Below are 17,606 nucleotides of genomic sequence, written 5' to 3'. Positions count from 1 at the left end.
AGTGTTCCTCGGGCGTAGTCGGATGTGTCATCAGTGGGACGGCACGGCGCTCTGCAGGCCGATCGCCGCGGCGAGGGCCGCTACGACGACGTCCTGATCGGCGTCGGACAGGTCGTGGTGGAGCGGAAGGATCAGCGTCCGAGCGGTCAGGTGCTCGGTGACGGGCAGCGGCCCGTGCGGATGCCCCGCGTACGCGGGCTCCAGGTGGGCGGCCATGATCCCCCGGCGCGCTGACACGCCTGCCTGGGACAGCGCTGCGAGCACCTCGCTGACAGGCGGTGCCGCGTCGGGGAGCTCCACCCAGAAGGACTGCACGTTGGTCGTGCCTCCCTCGGGGTCGCACACCGTGCGTAGCCCGAGCGGGGCCAGCAGAGCCCGGTAGCGGTCGGCGCGCTCCCGGCGGTGGGCGACGATGGCGGGCAGGCGCCGCAGCTGGACCAGTCCCATCGCTGCCTGCATGTCGGTGAGCCGGTAGTTGAACGCGGTCTCCCCGTACTCCTCCACCGTGTTGCGACCGGACGCGTGCCGGTCCGCCGCGGACACGCTCATCCCGTGTTCACGCAGCCGCCGCAGCCTCGCTGCCCGCTCGGCGTCGTCGGTGGTGATCATCCCGCCTTCGCCGGTGGTGATCAGCTTGCGGGGGTGGAACGACCAGGCCGCCATCAGGGCGCCGTGGCCGACCGGCCGTCCGGCCAATGTGGAGCCCGCCGCGCAGGCGGCGTCCTCGACCACGGGGATCTCCCCGCACACCGCACGGATGGCAGGCACGTCGGCGGGCACGCCTGCCTGGTGCACCACCATCACGGCACGCGTACGCGGTGTGATCACCGCCGACACCGTGTCCGCGGTCATGTTCCCGGTCAGCGGGTCGACGTCGGCGAAGACGGGTACCGCGCCGCAATACCGCACCGCGTTGGTCGAGGCGATGAACGACAGGGACGGGACGATCACCTCGTCGCCCGGTCCGACGCCGAGCACGTACAGCGCGAGGTGCAGCGCCGTGGTGCACGACGACGTCGCGACACCGTACGCCGCGCCGACGGACGCAGCGAACTCCTTCTCGAACTCCGCCACCCGCGGCCCTTGGGCCACCCAGCCGGACCGAACGACGTCGGCGACGGCCTGGGCCTCCTCCTCACCGAGGAGCGGACGCATCACGGGGATCATTGGTCACCTCTCTGCGAGCGGGGGCGCATCGGCTCAGCCCGCGACTGCCGGCTGGGCGGCGTGGCGCCACCAGGTCACAAGATCATCCAGGCCGTCCGAGAGACCGATCTCGGGGGTCCAGCCCAGGTCCCTGGCAGCGGCGGAGATGTCCGCGAGGCGCCGGGTGACCCCGTTGACCGCCCGCTCCGGACCGTGCACGGCCTTCAGGTCGGAGTCCATGACGGCGAGCAGGGCGTCGGCCAGGCCCTTGAGGCTGGTCTCCGTGCTGGTGGCGATGTTGTAGACCGTGTCGGTGACATCCGCCCGCGCGGCGAGCAGGTTGGCCCGGGCGATGTCGCGGACGTGCACGAAGTCCATCGTCGCCGCGCCGTCGCCGAAGATCAGCGGAGCCTCGCCGCGGGAGATCCGCTCCATCCACCGGATCAGGACCTCGGTGTAGAGCCCGTGGGTGTCCATCCGGGGGCCGTAGACGTTGAAGTAGCGCAGCGCCACGTAGTCCAGCCCGTTCATGGCGTGGAAGCTGCGCAGCATGCCCTCATTGAACGCCTTGGCGGCGCCGTAGAAGGTGTCGTTGTTGTAGGGGTGGTGCCGTTCGGTGGTCGGGAACGACTCGGCCAGCCCGTACACCGACGCGGACGAGGAGGTGATGACCTTCTTGACGTCGGCTGCCACGGCGGCCTCGATCACGGTGAACGTGCCGTCGACGAGGGACTCGAGCGCGAGCCGCGGCTGCTCGGCGCACTGGGTGATGCGCAGCGCAGCGAGGTGGAACACCACGTCGATGCCGGAGATGACATCACGCACGAGTGCCGGGTCGTTGATGTCGCCGGTCACGACGGTGAGGCGATCGCCGCCGACGGCCTCCGCCTCGGCAAGGTTCTCCATCCGCCCGCGCGCGAAGTTGTCGAGGACGACGACCTCTGCGGCGTCGGCCTCCAGGAGCAGGTCGACGACGTGGGAGCCGATCGTGCCGGCACCGCCGGTGACGAGGATGCGCTGCGCGGCCAGAGGCTGGCCGGTGCTGGTGGTCACAGGGAGATCTCCTGGGGGGAGCGCGTGTGGTCGGTCAGGACGGGCATGAATACACCACCCTGCTGCAGGCTCGCCGTGGCGGCCTCCAGCAGGGCCAGCACCTGGAGTCCGGAACGGCCGTCGGTGAGCGGCGCACGCTGCTCCGTGATCGAGGCGGCGAACTCCTCCATCACCGAGCGCAGCGCTTCCTTGTCCTTCAGCGCCGGCGCGACCATATCGCCCGTGCGGTAGGAGACGATCGTGGCGGCGCGGTCATCGCGGCCCAGCTCGGCCGGATCCGCGCGGTCGACGCCCCGGTCGTACACCGACAGCCGCTGCAGCGGGTTGAGGTCGTCCCACACCACGGTGCGCGCCGAACCACCGATCACGATGGTGCGGATCTTCGTCGGGGACAGCCAGTTGACGTGGATGTGGGCCATCGCGCCCGTGTTCATCTGCACGTTGAGATGTGCCAGGCACGCGCGGCCTGCACCGACCGGGTCCGAACCCTGAGCCGAGACCGCGACCGGCGTGACGTCATCGGGGAGGATCGACAGGAAGATCGATAGGTCGTGGGGAGCGAGGTCCCACAGCACGTCGACATCGTGCTGCACGAGGCCGAGGTTGATGCGCACGGAGTCGAGGTACTGCAGGGTTCCCAGGCCGCCGCCACGGATCAGGTCCCGCAGGTACTGGGCCGAGGGCGTGTAGCAATAGGTGTGATCGAGCATCAGGACGAGTCCGCGCTCCTCGGCGGCCTCGACGAGCTCCCGGCCCTCCACGAAGCTCGCGGCGAGCGGCTTCTCGACCAGGACGTGCTTACCGGCCTCGATCGCTGCCATCACCACTGCGTGGTGGGTGGCGGCCGGCGTCGCGACAGCCACCGCGTCCACCGCCGGGTCGGCGAGCACCTCGTCGAGCGAGGCGGAGGCGCGGACGGTGGAGTACCGCCCGAGCACTCGGTGGGCTCGCTCGATGTCGACGTCGCACAGGTACTGCAGCTGGAACCCTGCAGTCGCCTGGGCGTTACGTACGAGGTTGGGACCCCAGTACCCGGCTCCGATGACGGCGAGCCCGATAGGACGCTTCTCCACGCGTTCCTCCTCCGGCGCAACCTTTGCGCCAATCGCTACAGCAGCAACGAGCCACGTCATGATCCGTTGCCGTGACGCTGGTCGCCCGGCAGTCGCCCACGCCCCGACGTGCACGGGCCGCGGCGGGCTCCCTCTGCACGAGCTCTCACGGGGGGCGATGCCCGAACCTGCGTCCCGGCCAGGGGCAGCGGGTGGCTCGACGTCAACAGGGACGGACCCTGCCTCGTCCCTCCGACTGCCGGACCCAGGTCCGCCGGGCCGGAGCGGGGTGCAGGCGCCGGACGGCGCCGATCTCCGGGCACAGCGGTGCGGGTGCAGGAATCAGAGCGTGGTTCATGACAGGACACGTGCGACGGCACACGATCGGATCGGCACCCGGGTTCGGTTGGATCGCCGCTCGTCCATGGCCGTTGCGCGCACATTGAGCCTATCGCCGTGATCGCGGAACCGTTACTTTCCGCATACTCATCACGATTGCACCGGACCGACTGCGCCGGGTAGCGGGCGGCTGGGAGCAACGCCGTCGCGACTGATCGAAAGATCAGGAAGATCGCCGGCGCGTGGACCGGCCGGAGATGGCCGTCGAGTGGGCCTGTGGCGACGATGTCGCGCAGGTGTCGGAGTCACGTCGCCATCGCCTGCGCTCGACCGTGACGACGTCGACTCCGGCCCGGACGAGCGGTCCGGACCGGAGTCGACGTCGATCAGCGGGCCGGCGAACGGCCCGGGATGGAACCCGCCTACTTCTTCTTTCCGGTGAAGTTGCCGATGCCCTTCGGGTTGAGGTGCCCGATGTTGCCGCTCTCCGTGCCCGCCGAGGGGTCGATCACACAGTCGATGAGCGCCGGGCCGCCCGAGGCCAGTGCCTCGGTGAGGGCCGCGGTGACCTCGGCAGGTGTGGTCGCGCGGTACCCCTTGCCACCGAACGCCTCGATCATCAGGTCGTGGCGCGCCTCGGACATCAGGGTCGTCGGCGCCGGGCCGTCGCCCAGGGGGTTGACGTCATCGCCGCGGTAGACACCACCGTTGTTCATGATGACCGTGACGACCGGCAGCTTGTAGCGGCAGATCGTCTCGAGCTCCATGCCGCTGAACCCGAACGCGCTGTCGCCCTCGACGGCCACGACCGGATCGCCGGTCTCGACGGCGGCGGCGATCGCGTAGCCCATGCCGATGCCCATGACGCCCCAGGTGCCGCTGTCGAGGCGGTGACGCGGCACGTGCATGTCGATCACGTTGCGGGCGAGGTCCAGGGCGTTGGCGCCCTCGTTGACGATGTAGGTCTCCGGGCGCTCGTGCACGACGTCCCGGATGGCCTTCAGGGCACCCATGAACTGCATCGGGTGCTTGTCGACCTTGAGGCGCTCCGCCATCTTGGCGACGTTCTGGGCCGAGCGCGCAGCCAGCTCCTCACGCCAGGCGGTGGGGGCCGAGATCTGGCCGGGCTTGGTCCGCTCGGCGAGCGCCTCGAACACCGACTCGATGTCCCCGACGAGCGGGGCGGCGATGGGCTGGTTGCTGTCCATCTCCGTCGCCTCGATGTCCACCTGGACGAACTTGGCGTCGGGGTTCCACTGCGGGGCCTGGCCGTGGTTGAGCAGCCAGTTCAGCCGGGCACCGACGAGCATGACGACGTCGGCCTTCTTCAGCGCCAGCGATCGGGCGGTGGCCGCCGACTGCGGGTGGTCGTCGGGCAGCAGGCCCTTCGCCATGGACATCGGCACGTACGGAATGCCCGTGGACTCGATGAACTCGCGGATCTGGTCGTCCGCCTGCGAGTACGCGGCGCCCTTACCGAGCACCACCAGCGGCCGCTCGGCACCCGCGAGGACCTCGATCGCACGGTCCACCGCGTCGGGCGCGGGCAGCTGGCGCGGCGCGGGGTCGACGAGACGGCTCAGCGTCTTGGCGCCCTTGTCCGCGTCGATGATGGAGCCGAGCACCGCGGCCGGGATGTCGAGGTAGACACCGCCGGGACGACCGGAGATCGCGGTGCGCAGCGCGCGGGCGATGCCTCGGCCGATGTCCTCCACGCGGCTCACCCGGTACGCGGCCTTACAGAACTGCTGCGCAGCGGCGAGCTGGTCCATCTCCTCGTAGTCGCCCTGCTTCAGGTCGACGACGTGCCGCTCGCTCGATCCGGAGATCTGGACCATCGGGAAGCAGTTGGTGGTGGCGTTCGCGAGGGCGACGAGCCCGTTGAGGAAGCCCGGTGCGGACACCGTCAGGCATACGCCTGGTTTCTTGGTCAGGTACCCGGCGATCGCCGCCGCGTGTCCTGCGTTGCTCTCGTGCCGGAAGCCGACGTAGCGGATGCCCTCCGCCTGGGCGAGACGGGCCAGGTCGGTGATCGGGATGCCGACCACTCCGTAGATGGTCCGCACGTCGTTGAGCTTGAGCGCGTCGACCACCAGGTGATACCCGTCGGTGGGCTCGGCCGGAACGTCGGCGTTCACCGCGGTCTCCAGCTCTGAAGGGGCGGTCATTGTCCGAGGTCCTCCTTGGGTAGTTAGGCCTGTTCCGATGCTGCGGATCACTTTCCGCAGCGCGCGTCCCCGCGTCCAAGACCTATAGCCGACCAGCTGATAAACAACATCTATCGATTCATGATCGTCGCTGGTCCCGCAGGTGTCCGACTTCCTTGATAGACGCTCGCTATCGGCCGGTCGCCGGTGCGTATTGGACGGGCGCTCCCCGTCCACGCAGGCTCGCCCGTGACGGCTTTCGCGGACCTGGCGTGAGGAGGTGCTGGTCATGGCCGCTCCGACGGCATCGGTGCGCGACGCGGACCGGCACCGCACGCCGGCGATCACGGGCCTCACCGATCTGCTCGACCGTCACGTGCGCCATCGTCCTCGTGCCCGGGCGCTCGTCGTCACCGGGGACCGGATCCATCTGTCCTACCACGCCCTCGCCACAGTGGTCGATGACGTCGCCGCACGACTCGGCGACACCGGGCTACACCGCGGAGACGCGATCGGGCTCGTCGGCGCCAACACCGCCGAGTTCGTCGTCGCGCTCCTGGCATCGGCGCGGGCCGGGCTGGTGGTCGCTCCGGTGGACCCCGCGTTGCCCGCGTCACAGATGTCGGCCCGGCTCGAGGCGTCGGGGGCACAGGCGGTGCTCCTCGGTCCGCCACCGGCCGACGCCGGCCCGATCGCCCAGGCCGACGTCCCGGTATGGAGTCTGGACCTGCGCATCTCCCCTGCCGGCACGGCAACGGCTGTGCTCGACACCGGGGCGCGGGTGGTGCGACGGGTCCGGGGCGGGGGCGCGGAACTCTCGGCCGACGACGCTCTCGTCCTGTTCACCGCGGGAACCAGTGACCAGGCCAAGATGGTCCCGCTGACACACGCCAACGTCGCCGCCTCCGTGCAGAGCATCTGTGCCACCTACGAGCTCGGACCGGATGACGCGACGGTCGCGGTGATGCCGTTCTTCCACAGCCACGGGTTGTTCGCGGCGCTCCTCGCCTCACTGGCCAGCGGCGGATGCGTGTTGCTACCCGAGCAGGGACGGTTCGCAGCACCCACGTTCTGGGACGACATGCGGGCCGTGGCCGCCACCTGGTTCACGGCGGTCCCGACCATCCACGAGATCCTTCTCGACAGGTCGGCGCACGAGTACCCGGGACCGCAGGTCGTGCCTCTGACGTTCGTGCGCAGTTGCGGTGCACCCCTCAACGCGGCCACCCAGCGGGCGCTGGAGCGCACGCTCGGTGCGCCGATGCTGTCGGCGTACGCGATGACCGAGTCCACACACATGGCGAGCAGCGAGCCGCTGCCGCACGACGGGCCGCTGAAGCACGGGTCGGTCGGCCGGCCGACCGGAGTGGACCTTCGTGTCGTGGACCAGAACGGGCACACCTGCCCGGCCGGAGCGCAGGGCGAGGTGTGGGTGCGCGGCCGCACGGTGGCCCGCGGTTACCTCGCCGACCCGGCCGGTACGGCGCACAGCTTCCGCGACGGGTGGCTGCGCACCGGCGACCTGGGCTCGCTGGACGAGGACGGCTACCTGTTCCTCACCGGACGCATCAACAGCCTCATCAACCGCGGCGGCGAGACGATCTCGCCCGAGTACGTCGAGGACATCCTCGCCGGGTGTCCCGGTGTCACCGAGGTGGCCGTGTTCGCCATCCCCGACGCGACCGTGGGGCAACGGGTCGGCGCCGCCGTGGTCGTGTGTGAAGGTGAGGGCATCGGGGCCGAACAGATCCTGCAGTACTGCCGTCAGCGGCTGTCCGCCGCCGAGGTGCCCGACCGGCTCGAGGTCGTCGACGCCCTGCCGCGTACCGCCGAGGGAGGGCTCGACCGGCGCGCGGTGGAGGCCCGGTACGCACACTGAGACCGCGGACTCCGGTCTCACATGACGCGGTGCTCGTTCGGCAACGGCTGGTCGAACAACTCGGCCAGCGACAAGCTCGTTGCCGCCTTCACGAACGCCCGGGCCGCAACCGAACCAGGGGTCGCCGCATGAATCGCCACCGAGACCTGCGCCCTGACGACCGGGTCGACCAGGCGGACCGCTCTCGTCCTGCCGATCACCGGCATCGCGCGCAACCACGTGTGCGGCACGATGCTCGCCCACCCGCCTGCGCCGACGTGCGCATAGAGGGAAGCGACCGAGTCCGTCTCCACCTGCGGGGTCACCTCGACCCCGCTGTCGGTGAATGCGCTGTCGATGACCTGGCGGTTCCTCATGTCGGGCGTCAGCAACGCGAGCGGCAACTGGGCCGCGTCAGCCCACGTCATGGTGTCGGTCGGGGGCACCAGCTGGTCGGCCGACACCAACACCACGTACCTCTCCTCGTAGAGCGGCACCACTTGCAGGCTCTCCCGGTCGTCGGGAGCGAAGTGGGCGATCGCGGCGTCGAGCTCGTACTCGCGCAGCTGCCGGTGCAGGTCCGACGTCGCCAACCGGGAGCTGACCTGCACCTTGGCCAGCGGGTGCGCCGCGCAGAACGCGGCCACGGGAAGCGCCAGGGTCGTAGACGCCGTGGGTTCCGTCCCCAGCCGCAACGTCCCGGTGATGCCCGATTGAACGGCGGCCACCTCGGCCTTGAACGCGTCCTGCTCGGCGAGGATCCGCTTGGCCCACACGACCAGCCGTTCGCCCTCCGGGGTGAGGCCCTCGTAGTTGTGGCCACGGTTGATCAGCGTGACGTTCAGCTCCCGCTCGAGCTTGGCGATGGCCGCCGAGAGCGCGGGCTGCGACACGTAGCAGGCTTCCGCCGCCCGCGCGAAGTGCCTCTCCCTCGCCACCGCCACGAAATACTCCAGCTGGCGGAACAGCACGAGCGACTCCTTTCTACCTGGGCACCACGCCGTACCAGGCCGCACAGCTCGGTTGCCCTGGCGACACCGTCAATCATCCTGTGAACGCAGGAGACGACGTCACCGCCTCCGGCCTGCCGAACCGTCGACTACGAGGAGAGCATGCCCCAACGTCCGGGAACCGGTTCCACGCAACCGACGAACATTTCCACGCGGCTGGTGGTGTGGGCACCATCGGCCCCGGAAACGGCATGATCGACCCTGACGACTTCCGTGGCACGTGTTCGAACTGATGGGTGCGACATGCGAAGAGGAGGCCATCCGCGAGAGCCCGGAGCAGGCCGTCGTGCGCTGCCGGTCCTCGCTGCCGTTCTGGCCGGTGCAGTGGGGCTCGCCGTCATGTTCGACGTGGCGACGCACGAAGCCGCGGGGAGCGACGCGGTCGTAGGCGCGGCCACAACGGCCGGCGTCGCCGCCCATCCGTTGCGGATCATGCCTCTGGGCAACTCCAGCACGGTGGGCGTGGGCAGTCTCGGCACGGCCGGATTCCGTGGCCCGCTCGAGTCGCTCCTGGCTCGTGACGGGATCGCGTTCGTGATGGTGGGTTCGCAGCAGACGGGTCCTCCGTCGGTGCCCGACCGCCACCACGAGGGTCACCCCGGATGGACGCTGGTGCAGATGCAGCCGCTGGTAGCCGGTTGGATGAGGGCGCAGCGCCCGGATGTGGTGCTTCTGCAGGTCGCCACCAACGACCTGAACAGCGGTGTGAGCGCTCAGGTCACGGCCGCGCGCCTGGACAAGCTGCTGGACACCATCCACGGCGTGTCGCACGCGGCGGTGTTCGTGGCAGGCGTGTGGGCGCCGCTGCGCGATCATCCCCAGGCCCGCGCCGAGTACGAGCGGCTGGCCGCCGCGGTGGTGGCCCGGCACGCGAGGCGAGGCGAGCCGATGACCTTCGTCGACACGTCCACGCTGCTCGGACCCGGCGACCTCTCCGACGGCTTGCACCCGAACAGGAACGGCTACCGCAAGATCGCGGCGGTGTGGGACAGGGAGATCCGCTCCTTCGTGGCGCGCCGGCACTAGGCACCGAGGTCCTCCACCCCGGGTCGGCACGTGCGGCACGGCCGGTAGCCGGCCGCCACAGCAGCGGCGAGGGTGGTGAAGCCCTGCCGGTGGGCCGGAGTGATCCGGCGGGCGTCACGACAGCTCGGGAAGCAGACGATTCCCGTGGTGTCGCTGGCCAGGTAGTGCACGCCACGACGGGCGAGTGACTGGATCCCGTCGAGGTTGACTGCCTCACCGCGCAGCAGTTCCTCCTTGTGCACGGACCCGAAGATGTACTGCCCGATCGCACCATCGGCGCGCACGACGCGGTGGCACGGCACGAGCAGCGGCACCGGGTTGCGGGCCAGGACGGTTCCCACGGCACGGACCGCCCTCGGGCTGCCGGCCTCGCGAGCCACCCAGTTGTAAGGGCGCGTCTGTCCCGCCGGAATGCGGCGGGTCGCGCTGAGCACGGCCTGCTCGAACGCCGTCAGGCCGGCCAGGTCGAGGCGCAGGTCGCGGTCCGTACGGCCGCGCAGCGCCGGCAGTACGCCGGCAGGCACCGTCCTGGCTTGCTGCAACGGCCGGGCGAAGCGCGCCCGATACTCCTGCCCGAACTCCTCGACGTCACCGTGCACCGACTCGAACGGGCACACGAACTGGACGCCTGCGTCCGTGAACGCGACGAATACCTCGCCGAGCCGGCTCGGTGCGCTCGCCCAGCGGGCGAAGACCCTGTCGGGCAGCGTCACGGGCGCGGACGCAGCCAGCGAACCGAGCGCGCTGATGATCTGCCGGTCGCTGTCGAATCGCGAGTCATTGGTGGTCATCGACGTCTCTCCCCCGCTGCGAGCATCGGCTGTGCCGTGCGGTTGACGGTCACGGGAACCACCCGGGGCAGCGCGTCGGTGCCGCGCGGGCCCGGGACGGTCATGGTCTCGGTGAGCAGTGCTCGGAGTCGCTGTAGTCCCCGTGAGATGTGTGATTTGGCCGTTCCGTCCTTGCAACCCAGCACCTGCGCGACCTCCGCGGTGGGCAGGCCGACGACATGGCGGAGGACAACCGCCGTGCGCTGCACCTCGGGCAGCTCGGCCAACGCACTACCCAGCTCGCGACGGGTCTCCGACCGCTCTGCCTGCTCAGCGGGCCCCGCCGCGGAGTCCGACTCGTCACTCGGCTCCGACATCGGCGGCGGAGCGGGCCGGCGGACGGCATCCCGGGCGCGGTTGCGCGCGGCGTTCCTCAGGATGATCATCAGCCACGGGCGTACCGACAGGTCACGGATCCGCTGGGCGTTGTAGCCCCGCAGAGCCCGGTACGCCCGCAGCAGGGTGTCGGCCGCGAGGTCCTCCGCGTCAGCCGCCCCGCGTGTCAGGTTGTGGGCGACGGAGAACACGAGGTCACCGTGCATGCGCACGAGTTCGGCGAACCCGGCGTCGAGATCGGCGACCAGGTCGCGGGACAGCTGGTCTTCGACCGGGCCGTCGCCGGGAGAATCGGCCGAGGCCGTCCCGCCGTCGTTGTCTTCGACCATGTCTGACAGAACACCGCCTCACGGCAACGGTTGCAGCGACGCCCCGAGAAATTGCGGCCGCCTGCCGTCTCGGACCCGTCGGGACACCATCGGGCCCGCATCCGCCCGTCTGCAACCGCTGCGGCACTTCGGGGTTCTGCATCGCCGAAGCCGGGAGCACTCCCGGCCACCGGAAGGAGACGATCATGTCCACCCCAGCAGCGCACCCGACGGTCGTCCACGACACCCCGATCGGCCGGCTCTCCCTGTCCGCGTCGGACGCCGGGATCACCCGCGTACGGTTCCGCGCGACGGCCATTGACGCGCCTTCAGAGCGTGAGGCGGGGTCCGAGAGAGCGTGGCAGTGGCTCGACCAGGCACGGCGCCAACTCGACGAGTACTTCGCCGGAACGCGTACCCGCTTCACCGTGCCGATCGACCTGGACAGGCTCGACCCGAGCGTCGCTCTGTGCTCGAGGCCCTCGCCCATGGCGTCGACCACGGTGAGACCACCACCTACGGAGCCCTGGCCGCGGCCGTCGGCCTCACCGGGGACGGCCCTCGCCGTGTCGGCGTCGCCATGGCCCGTAACCCCGTGCCGATCCTGGTGGCCTGTCACCGGGTCATCGGCGCCGACGGCGATCTCACCGGCTACGCGGGCGGCCTCGGGGTCAAACGGGCGCTGCTCGACCTGGAGAGCCGCGACCGCCGACCGGCACAGCTCGCCCTGTCCTTCACCGACCGAGGCTGACCCGCGATGTGCTCCGGGATCACCCGCAGGGGCCGCCGCGAATCGATTGACAATCGATAGATAGCGAGCGATACTCGATGCATGATCGCAGAGCACCGAGCGGTAACCCCGCTCCGGGTATTCCTCGTGCTGTTGTTCGGGATCCTGCTCGTCTTCCAGACCCTCTCGCTGCCCGGAGGTATCGCGCACATGGCGCAGGAGTCCCCGCGCGATGCGCACCTGAGGTGGCCGCTGACCGCCCTGGCGGTGTTCTGGGTGCTGTGTGTCCAGGTGGTGATCGTGGCCACCTGGAAGTTGCTCACCATGGTCAAGAACGACCGCATCTTCACCAAGGCGTCATTGGTGTGGGTGGATGTGATCGTGTGGGCCATCGTTGCCGCGTGGGTGGTGCTGCTGGGCGTGTTCGTCTGGGTCGGTTTCCAGGCCGACGACCCCGGAATGCCGATGGTGCTGTTGCTGATGTTGATCGGCGTCGCTGTGATCGGGCTCCTGATGGTGGTGATGCGTGCACTGCTACGGCAAGCCACCACACTGCGCACCGACATGGAATCGGTCATCTGATGCCGATCGTGGTGCGCATCGACGTCGAACTGGCGAAACGCAAGATGAGCGTCGGTGAATTCGCCGAGCGTGTCGGGCTCACGCCCGCGAACGTGGCGGTTCTGAAGAACGGCCGCGCCAAGGCCGTGCGCTTCAGCACGCTGGAAGCCATGTGCCGGGTACTCGAATGCCAGCCCGGCGATCTGCTCGAATGGGTCGAGGCATGAAGGCCGCGCCCTGATCCACCACGGCACACTGCGTGGCGATCATCCGCGCCCGCGCCTACCGTGGCGCGGGCGCGGGCGTCGTCGCACCGAGCCGCTCGATCCGGACACGCCACATTCACCGCCCGGCGCGCCGGGCAGTCCACATCGCCTTTGACGGTCACATCGCCGCCCGCGACGCAGCCATCACGTCAAAGGAGGCAACCAGCCATGATCGACGTGCATCACCGCACCACCACCGTCAACGGCCACGAGATCTTCTATCGGGAGGCCGGCCCCGCCGACGCACCAGTTGTGCTGCTCCTGCACGGCTTCCCCACCAGCTCACGCATGTTCCGCAAGCTCATTCCCGCACTCGCCGACCGCTACCACCTCATCGCGCCCGACCATCTCGGCTTCGGGCATTCGGCCACACCTTCGGCGGACGAGTTCACCTACACGTTCGACGCACTCACCGACATCACCCAGGGCCTGCTCGACCAGCTCGGCGTCGACCGATTCACCATGTACGTGCAGGACTACGGCGCGCCCATCGGCTGGCGCCTCGCACTGCGCCAACCCGCCAGGGTGCAGACCATCATCAGCCAGAGCGGCAACGCCTACGACGACGGCTTCGTCCCCGACTTCTGGGCACCGATCTGGGCTTACGCGCAAGCCCCCGGCCCCGACACCGAACGACCCCTCCGCGGTGCGTTCGAGCTCGACGCCATCCGCTGGCAGTACCTCACCGGGGTGCCCGAGCCCGACCTGGTCGACCCCGACACCTGGCTCCTCGACCACTCCGGACTGCTCCGCCCCGGGAACGACCGGATCCAACTCGACCTCTTCCGCGACTACGCCACCAACCCGCCGCTCTACCCCGCCGTCCAGGAGTACTTCCGCACGAGTCAGGTGCCCACACTGGCGGTCTGGGGCGCAGGCGACGAGATCTTCGGTCCCGACGGCGCGACCGCCTTCAGGCGCGACCTTCCCGACGCCGAGATCCACCTCGTCCAGGGAGGTCACTTCCTGCTCGAGAGCGCCCTCGACACGGTGACCGGGTACATCCGCGGGTTCCTCGGCCGCACCCTCACCGGAGACTCTCCTCAGCGTTCGGGCTCGAAGCGGTAGCCCATTCCCGCTTCGGTGATCAGATAGCGGGGATGGGCGGGGTCCGGTTCCAGCTTCCGGCGTAGCTGGGCCATGTAGACCCGCAGGTAGTTGGTCTCGGTGCTGTGGGTGGGACCCCAGACCGTCCGCAGAAGCTCCCGCTGCCCGACGAGCTTGCCGCGGTGGCGCACCAGCAGCTCCAGCACGCCCCATTCGGTCGGGGTCAGCCGCACGTTTCCGCCGTCACGGATGACCTTCTTGGCTGCGAGGTCCACCGTGAAGGCAGCGGTCTCGACCACGGGCTCGGAGGCCGCGCCGCTGTCGGCGCTCCACACAGCCGACCGGCGTACCGCCGCACGAAGCCGCGCCAGCAGCTCAGCCATCCCGAACGGTTTGGTGACGTAGTCGTCGGCGCCCGCGTCCAGCGCCTTCACCATTGCGCCGGAGGCGTGCCGTGCTGTGAGCACGATGATCGGCATCCTGGTCCAGCCGCGGAGGCCCGCGATCACCTCGGTTCCGTCCATGTCGGGCAGACCCAGGTCGAGAACGACGACGTCGGGATGGGCGTCGGCCGCGGCCCGCAGCGCGGACCTGCCGTCGGGGGCGACGATCACGTGGTAGCCGTGCGCCGTGAGGTTGATCCGCAGCGCGCGAAGGATCTGGAGGTCGTCGTCGACCACCAGGATTCTGCGCGCGGTCACTGGCACCGGTCCCCGCCCTCGAACTCGGGCAACGAGACGACGACCGTCAGGCCGCCGCCCGGCGTGTCCTCTGCAGTCAACGTGCCTCCCATGATCGTCGTGAGGCCACGGGCCACCGACAGCCCGAGACCCACACCGGTGGCGCCGTCCCGGTCGCTCGGCCACGCCCCGCCCAGCCGCTTGAACGGCGCGAACAGCGCGTCCCTCGACTTCTTCGGCACCCCCGGCCCGGAGTCGGCGATACGCAGTTCGACCCGGCGGGCGTGCGCACTCGCCCGGAGCACGATCGGCGCGTCGCCTGCGTAGCGCAGCGCGTTGTCGACGACGTTCGCGACCACGCGTTCGAGCAGACCGGGGTCGGCGAGGACATCAGGCAGCGTCTCGTCGATGTCGACCTTCACCCGGCCCATTCCTTTCAGCCCGACGAGGGCCCGGCTCGCGACCTCGTAGTAGCCGACGGCCGTGAGCAGCGGTGTGACTGCGGCGGAGGCGAGGCGGGAGGAGTCGAGCAGGTTGTCGACGAGCCCGGTGAGCCGGTCGGCCGACTCGTCGATGGTGGTCATCAGCTCGCGCTGATCGGCTCGAGGAAGCTCGAGATCCGGGTCGAGCAGGCTGCCTGTCGCCGCCTTGATCGAGGTCAGGGGGCTACGCAGGTCGTGCCCGACCGCCGAGAGCAGCGCGGTGTGGGGCTCCGTCGCCTCGGCGCGGCTGCGTGACTCCTCGGCGGCCGCCGATGCCCGCTGACTCCGTAGAGCGAGGAGCGCCTGGCTTCCGACCACCTCCAGCAGCCTGCGGTCCGCTGCCGCGAGGGAGCGCCCGCTACCGACGAGGTGCAGGTTCTCCTCGACCTCCACGTCGACGTCCGCCTCCTCCGGTGTCATGCACCCGTTCCGGCCCGACGACGTGACACACCGCCAGTCGTCCGGCCCGGTGCGCTCCAAGATCGCCACCGAGTGCAGGCCGAACGCCTCGCGCACCTTCTCCAGCAGGCGTGGCAGCGGTTCGGTCCGAGTGAGCACGGTGCGGGCGAACGACGCGAGCAGCGCTCCCTCGGCGCGCGCCCGCGCGGCTTGCTGCGCGCGCCGGGCCGCCCGGTCGACGACGAGCGCAACGAGGGCGCCGACCAGCATCATCGCCAGCACGGTGACCAGGTTCTCGGTCTCGCCGATGGTGAGGGAGTACAGCGGCGGTGTGAGGAAGAAGTTCAGCATGAGCCCGCCGAGCACCGCCGCGAGAAGGGCGGGTCCCAACCCGCCGACCAACGCCACGAGGACCGTCGCCAGGAAGAACATCACGACGTCGCTCGCCATGCCGAGGACTCCCTGCAGCATCGCCCCGGCGACGGTCGCGACGCTCGGGAGCAGGGGCGCGAGCACCCAGCCTGCCGCCAAGCGGGTCGGCGACAGGACGGTGTGGAACGCCGGCAGGTGCACGCCGCGCCCCGCCCCGGCGTGAGTGACCATGTGGACGTCGATCGAGCCGGAATCCTGGATGACCCGCGAGCCGATCCCCTCGTCGAAGATGCGGGCGATCCGGGAGCGCCGCGATGTGCCCAGCACCAACTGGGTGGCGTTGGCGCCTCGGGCGAAGTCCAGCAGCGCGGTCGGCACGTCCTCCCCGCCCACCACCGTGTGGAAGCTCGCCCCGACGTCGTCAGCGAGCGCGCGCAAACGTGGGACCGCCCCGGCCGGGGGGCCGATGAGTCCGTCGCCGCGCAGCACGTGCACGGCGAGCAGGTCGGCCGCGCCGGAGCGCTTCGCGATGCGGGCGGCCCGGCGGAGCACCGTTTCGCTCTCCTTGTCGCCCGTGAGCGCGACGACCACCCGTTCCCTGGTCTCCCAGGTCTCGGTCACCGCCTTGTCACGGCGGTAGCGCTGCAGGGCCACGTCGACCTCGTCGGCCACCCAGAGCAGGGCCAGCTCGCGCAACGCGGTCAGGTTGCTCGGCTGGAAGAAGTTGGCGAGCGCCGCGTCCACCTTCTCCGCCGGGTAGACGTTGCCGTGCGCCATCCGCCTGCGCAGGGCCTCCGGTGTGATGTCGACCAGCTCGATCTGATCGGCCCGGCGCACCTCGTCGTCGGGCACCGTCTCTCGTGGACGGATGCCGGTGATCCGCTCCACGACATCGTTGAGCGATTCGAGATGCTGGATGTTGACGGTCGTCAGGACGTCGATCCCGGCATCCAGGAGCTCCTCGACGTCCTCCCAGCGCTTGGCGTGGCGCGACCCCGGGGCGTTGGTATGGGCCAGTTCGTCGACCAGGACGACCTCGGGCGCGCGTGCCAGCACACCGTCGAGGTCGAGCTCGTCGAGGCCCGGATGACCACCCACCGGCCGGCGTGGCACGACGTCCAGACCGGCGAGCAACTCGGCCGTCTTCGTCCGGCCGTGGGTCTCCACCAGCCCGACGACCACATCGGTGCCCCGTTCGAGGCGTCGGCGTGCCTCACCGAGCATCGCGTACGTCTTACCGACCCCGGGCGCCGCACCGAGGTAGATCCGCAGGTCACCGCGTCGTGTTGTCATATCGGCCGTCCTCACCGGAATGCACAGCGTGCGCGGAGACCGCCGCTGCGGTCTCCGCGCACGAAGGGATCACTCAGCGGGTCGCCTCCTGCACCGCGAGGTTCAGCTCGGTGACGTTGACCGTCGGCTCCCCGAGGAAGCCGAGGATCCGTCCGGTACTCGCGTTCGCGACGAGGTTGCGGACCTCGTCCTGCGACAACCCGGTGACCCGGGCCACGCGCGCGACCTGCAGCTCGGCGTAGGCGGGGCTGATGTGCGGGTCGAGGCCCGAGCCGGACGCGGTCACCGCGTCCGCCGGCACGAGCGCCGGGTTCACGCCCTCCCGCTGGGCGATGAGCGCGCGGCGCTGGTTGATCGTGTCGAGCAGGTCCTGGTTGAACCCACCTTTGTTGGAACCGCCGGAGGTGGTGGTGTCGGCCGGACCCAGCACGTCCTCGGACGACGCTGACGGTCGGGTGTGGAAGTAGGGATCGGCGGCCGGGTCTGCGGGCACCGGGTCGACCCCGATGAGCGACGACCCGACGGGTGTGCCGTCGGCGGAGTAGATGATCGAGCCTTCCGCGTTGGCGGACAGTCCGGGAATTCGTCCGACCGCGTACACCACCAGCGGGTAGATGATCCCGCAGAGGATGGTGAAGGCGATCAGGACGCGCAGCCCGGTGGCGGTCTGG

General features: G+C 69.9%; 16 protein-coding genes and 1 pseudogene. 7 read left to right on the top strand and 10 right to left on the bottom strand.

Going from position 1 to position 17,606, the window contains the following annotated elements:
• Positions 1 to 30: 30 nt before the first annotated feature.
• The 4 genes from MMF94_RS00080 to oxc form a co-directional block, all read right to left on the bottom strand.
• Positions 31 to 1,167 carry a DegT/DnrJ/EryC1/StrS family aminotransferase gene (locus MMF94_RS00080; protein WP_241034099.1) on the bottom strand — a complete coding sequence of 379 codons (1,137 nt, stop codon included), beginning with the start codon at positions 1,165 to 1,167 and terminating at the stop codon, positions 31 to 33.
• A 33-nt stretch (positions 1,168 to 1,200) separates the two neighbouring features.
• Positions 1,201 to 2,199: an SDR family NAD(P)-dependent oxidoreductase gene (locus MMF94_RS00075; RefSeq protein WP_241034098.1), complete on the bottom strand. Its 999-nt coding sequence runs from the start codon at positions 2,197 to 2,199 to the stop codon at positions 1,201 to 1,203.
• Positions 2,196 to 3,272, bottom strand: coding sequence for a Gfo/Idh/MocA family protein (locus MMF94_RS00070; protein ID WP_241034097.1), 1,077 nt, complete (start codon positions 3,270 to 3,272; stop codon positions 2,196 to 2,198). Before MMF94_RS00070 ends, MMF94_RS00075 begins: the two co-directional genes overlap by 4 nt.
• Before the next feature lie 740 nt (positions 3,273 to 4,012).
• The gene (gene oxc / locus MMF94_RS00065; RefSeq protein WP_241034096.1) at positions 4,013 to 5,758 is read right to left on the bottom strand and encodes an oxalyl-CoA decarboxylase; all 1,746 of its coding nucleotides are present in this window, start codon (positions 5,756 to 5,758) and stop codon (positions 4,013 to 4,015) included.
• A 268-nt stretch (positions 5,759 to 6,026) separates the two neighbouring features.
• Here oxc and MMF94_RS00060 point away from each other — a divergent pair, with 268 nt between their 5' ends.
• On the top strand, positions 6,027 to 7,616 hold the full coding sequence (locus MMF94_RS00060) for a FadD7 family fatty acid--CoA ligase (RefSeq protein WP_241034095.1): 1,590 nt from the start codon (positions 6,027 to 6,029) through the stop codon (positions 7,614 to 7,616).
• Positions 7,617 to 7,633: 17 nt separating this feature from the next.
• Here the strand turns inward: MMF94_RS00060 and MMF94_RS00055 are convergent, their stop codons facing one another.
• Positions 7,634 to 8,566: a LysR family transcriptional regulator gene (locus MMF94_RS00055; protein WP_241034094.1), complete on the bottom strand. Its 933-nt coding sequence runs from the start codon at positions 8,564 to 8,566 to the stop codon at positions 7,634 to 7,636.
• Between the two features lie 282 nt (positions 8,567 to 8,848).
• On the opposite strand from MMF94_RS00055, the gene MMF94_RS00050 reads away from it, so the two are divergent.
• Positions 8,849 to 9,631 carry an SGNH/GDSL hydrolase family protein gene (locus MMF94_RS00050; protein WP_241034093.1) on the top strand — a complete coding sequence of 261 codons (783 nt, stop codon included), beginning with the start codon at positions 8,849 to 8,851 and terminating at the stop codon, positions 9,629 to 9,631.
• On the opposite strand, the gene MMF94_RS00045 is transcribed toward MMF94_RS00050, so the two are convergent.
• Positions 9,628 to 10,422 carry a methylated-DNA--[protein]-cysteine S-methyltransferase gene (locus tag MMF94_RS00045; protein ID WP_241034092.1) on the bottom strand — a complete coding sequence of 265 codons (795 nt, stop codon included), beginning with the start codon at positions 10,420 to 10,422 and terminating at the stop codon, positions 9,628 to 9,630. The two genes, MMF94_RS00050 and MMF94_RS00045, sit on opposite strands and share 4 nt — an antisense overlap.
• Complete coding sequence (locus MMF94_RS00040; RefSeq protein ID WP_241034091.1) at positions 10,419 to 11,126, bottom strand: RNA polymerase sigma factor; 708 nt, start codon at positions 11,124 to 11,126, stop codon at positions 10,419 to 10,421. Before MMF94_RS00040 ends, MMF94_RS00045 begins: the two co-directional genes overlap by 4 nt.
• A 185-nt stretch (positions 11,127 to 11,311) precedes the next feature.
• Here MMF94_RS00040 and MMF94_RS43660 point away from each other — a divergent pair.
• The 5 genes and pseudogenes from MMF94_RS43660 to MMF94_RS00020 form a co-directional block, all read left to right on the top strand.
• Positions 11,312 to 11,536: pseudogene (locus MMF94_RS43660) on the top strand (hypothetical protein); the annotation flags it as partial.
• 38 nt (positions 11,537 to 11,574) lie between these two features.
• A complete protein-coding gene (locus tag MMF94_RS00035) occupies positions 11,575 to 11,856 on the top strand; it encodes a methylated-DNA--[protein]-cysteine S-methyltransferase (RefSeq protein ID WP_277398626.1) in 282 nt (93 codons plus the stop codon).
• Positions 11,857 to 11,937: 81 nt separating this feature from the next.
• A complete protein-coding gene (locus MMF94_RS00030) occupies positions 11,938 to 12,417 on the top strand; it encodes a DUF2975 domain-containing protein (RefSeq protein WP_241034090.1) in 480 nt (159 codons plus the stop codon).
• Positions 12,417 to 12,623 carry a helix-turn-helix domain-containing protein gene (locus MMF94_RS00025; protein WP_241034089.1) on the top strand — a complete coding sequence of 69 codons (207 nt, stop codon included), beginning with the start codon at positions 12,417 to 12,419 and terminating at the stop codon, positions 12,621 to 12,623. Before MMF94_RS00030 ends, MMF94_RS00025 begins: the two co-directional genes overlap by 1 nt.
• A gap of 207 nt (positions 12,624 to 12,830) precedes the next feature.
• A complete protein-coding gene (locus tag MMF94_RS00020; RefSeq protein ID WP_241034088.1) occupies positions 12,831 to 13,730 on the top strand; it encodes an alpha/beta fold hydrolase in 900 nt (299 codons plus the stop codon).
• On the opposite strand, the gene MMF94_RS00015 is transcribed toward MMF94_RS00020, so the two are convergent.
• From MMF94_RS00015 to kdpC, 3 genes are all read right to left on the bottom strand, one after another.
• On the bottom strand, positions 13,706 to 14,410 hold the full coding sequence (locus tag MMF94_RS00015; protein WP_241034087.1) for a response regulator: 705 nt from the start codon (positions 14,408 to 14,410) through the stop codon (positions 13,706 to 13,708). The two genes, MMF94_RS00020 and MMF94_RS00015, sit on opposite strands and share 25 nt — an antisense overlap.
• Positions 14,407 to 16,935, bottom strand: coding sequence for a DUF4118 domain-containing protein (locus tag MMF94_RS00010; RefSeq protein ID WP_241034086.1), 2,529 nt, complete (start codon positions 16,933 to 16,935; stop codon positions 14,407 to 14,409). Before MMF94_RS00010 ends, MMF94_RS00015 begins: the two co-directional genes overlap by 4 nt.
• Before the next feature lie 73 nt (positions 16,936 to 17,008).
• Positions 17,009 to 17,606 (bottom strand): K(+)-transporting ATPase subunit C (gene kdpC, locus MMF94_RS00005; protein ID WP_241034085.1); only part of this gene is annotated, 598 nt, incomplete at its 5' end.

The organism is Pseudonocardia alaniniphila (genome assembly GCF_022524485.1).
Lineage (GTDB): Bacteria > Actinomycetota > Actinomycetes > Mycobacteriales > Pseudonocardiaceae > Pseudonocardia > Pseudonocardia alaniniphila.
The sequence above is the reverse complement of the archived record's forward strand: the minus strand, read 5'-3'. Positions and strand labels throughout refer to the sequence as shown.

Bases quoted from the DNA above. Each gene is read 5' to 3' on its own strand.
- MMF94_RS00020 (WP_241034088.1), top strand. From the start codon at position 12,831: ATGATCGACGTGCATCACCGCACCACCACCGTCAACGGCCACGAGATC.
- MMF94_RS00045 (WP_241034092.1), bottom strand. From the start codon at position 10,422: ATGACCACCAATGACTCGCGATTCGACAGCGACCGGCAGATCATCAGC.
- MMF94_RS00060 (WP_241034095.1), top strand. From the start codon at position 6,027: ATGGCCGCTCCGACGGCATCGGTGCGCGACGCGGACCGGCACCGCACG.
- MMF94_RS00010 (WP_241034086.1), bottom strand. From the start codon at position 16,935: ATGACAACACGACGCGGTGACCTGCGGATCTACCTCGGTGCGGCGCCC.
- MMF94_RS00080 (WP_241034099.1), bottom strand. From the start codon at position 1,167: ATGATCCCCGTGATGCGTCCGCTCCTCGGTGAGGAGGAGGCCCAGGCC.
- MMF94_RS00030 (WP_241034090.1), top strand. From the start codon at position 11,938: ATGATCGCAGAGCACCGAGCGGTAACCCCGCTCCGGGTATTCCTCGTG.
- MMF94_RS00025 (WP_241034089.1), top strand. From the start codon at position 12,417: ATGCCGATCGTGGTGCGCATCGACGTCGAACTGGCGAAACGCAAGATG.
- MMF94_RS00040 (WP_241034091.1), bottom strand. From the start codon at position 11,126: ATGGTCGAAGACAACGACGGCGGGACGGCCTCGGCCGATTCTCCCGGC.
- MMF94_RS00050 (WP_241034093.1), top strand. From the start codon at position 8,849: ATGCGAAGAGGAGGCCATCCGCGAGAGCCCGGAGCAGGCCGTCGTGCG.
- oxc (WP_241034096.1), bottom strand. From the start codon at position 5,758: ATGACCGCCCCTTCAGAGCTGGAGACCGCGGTGAACGCCGACGTTCCG.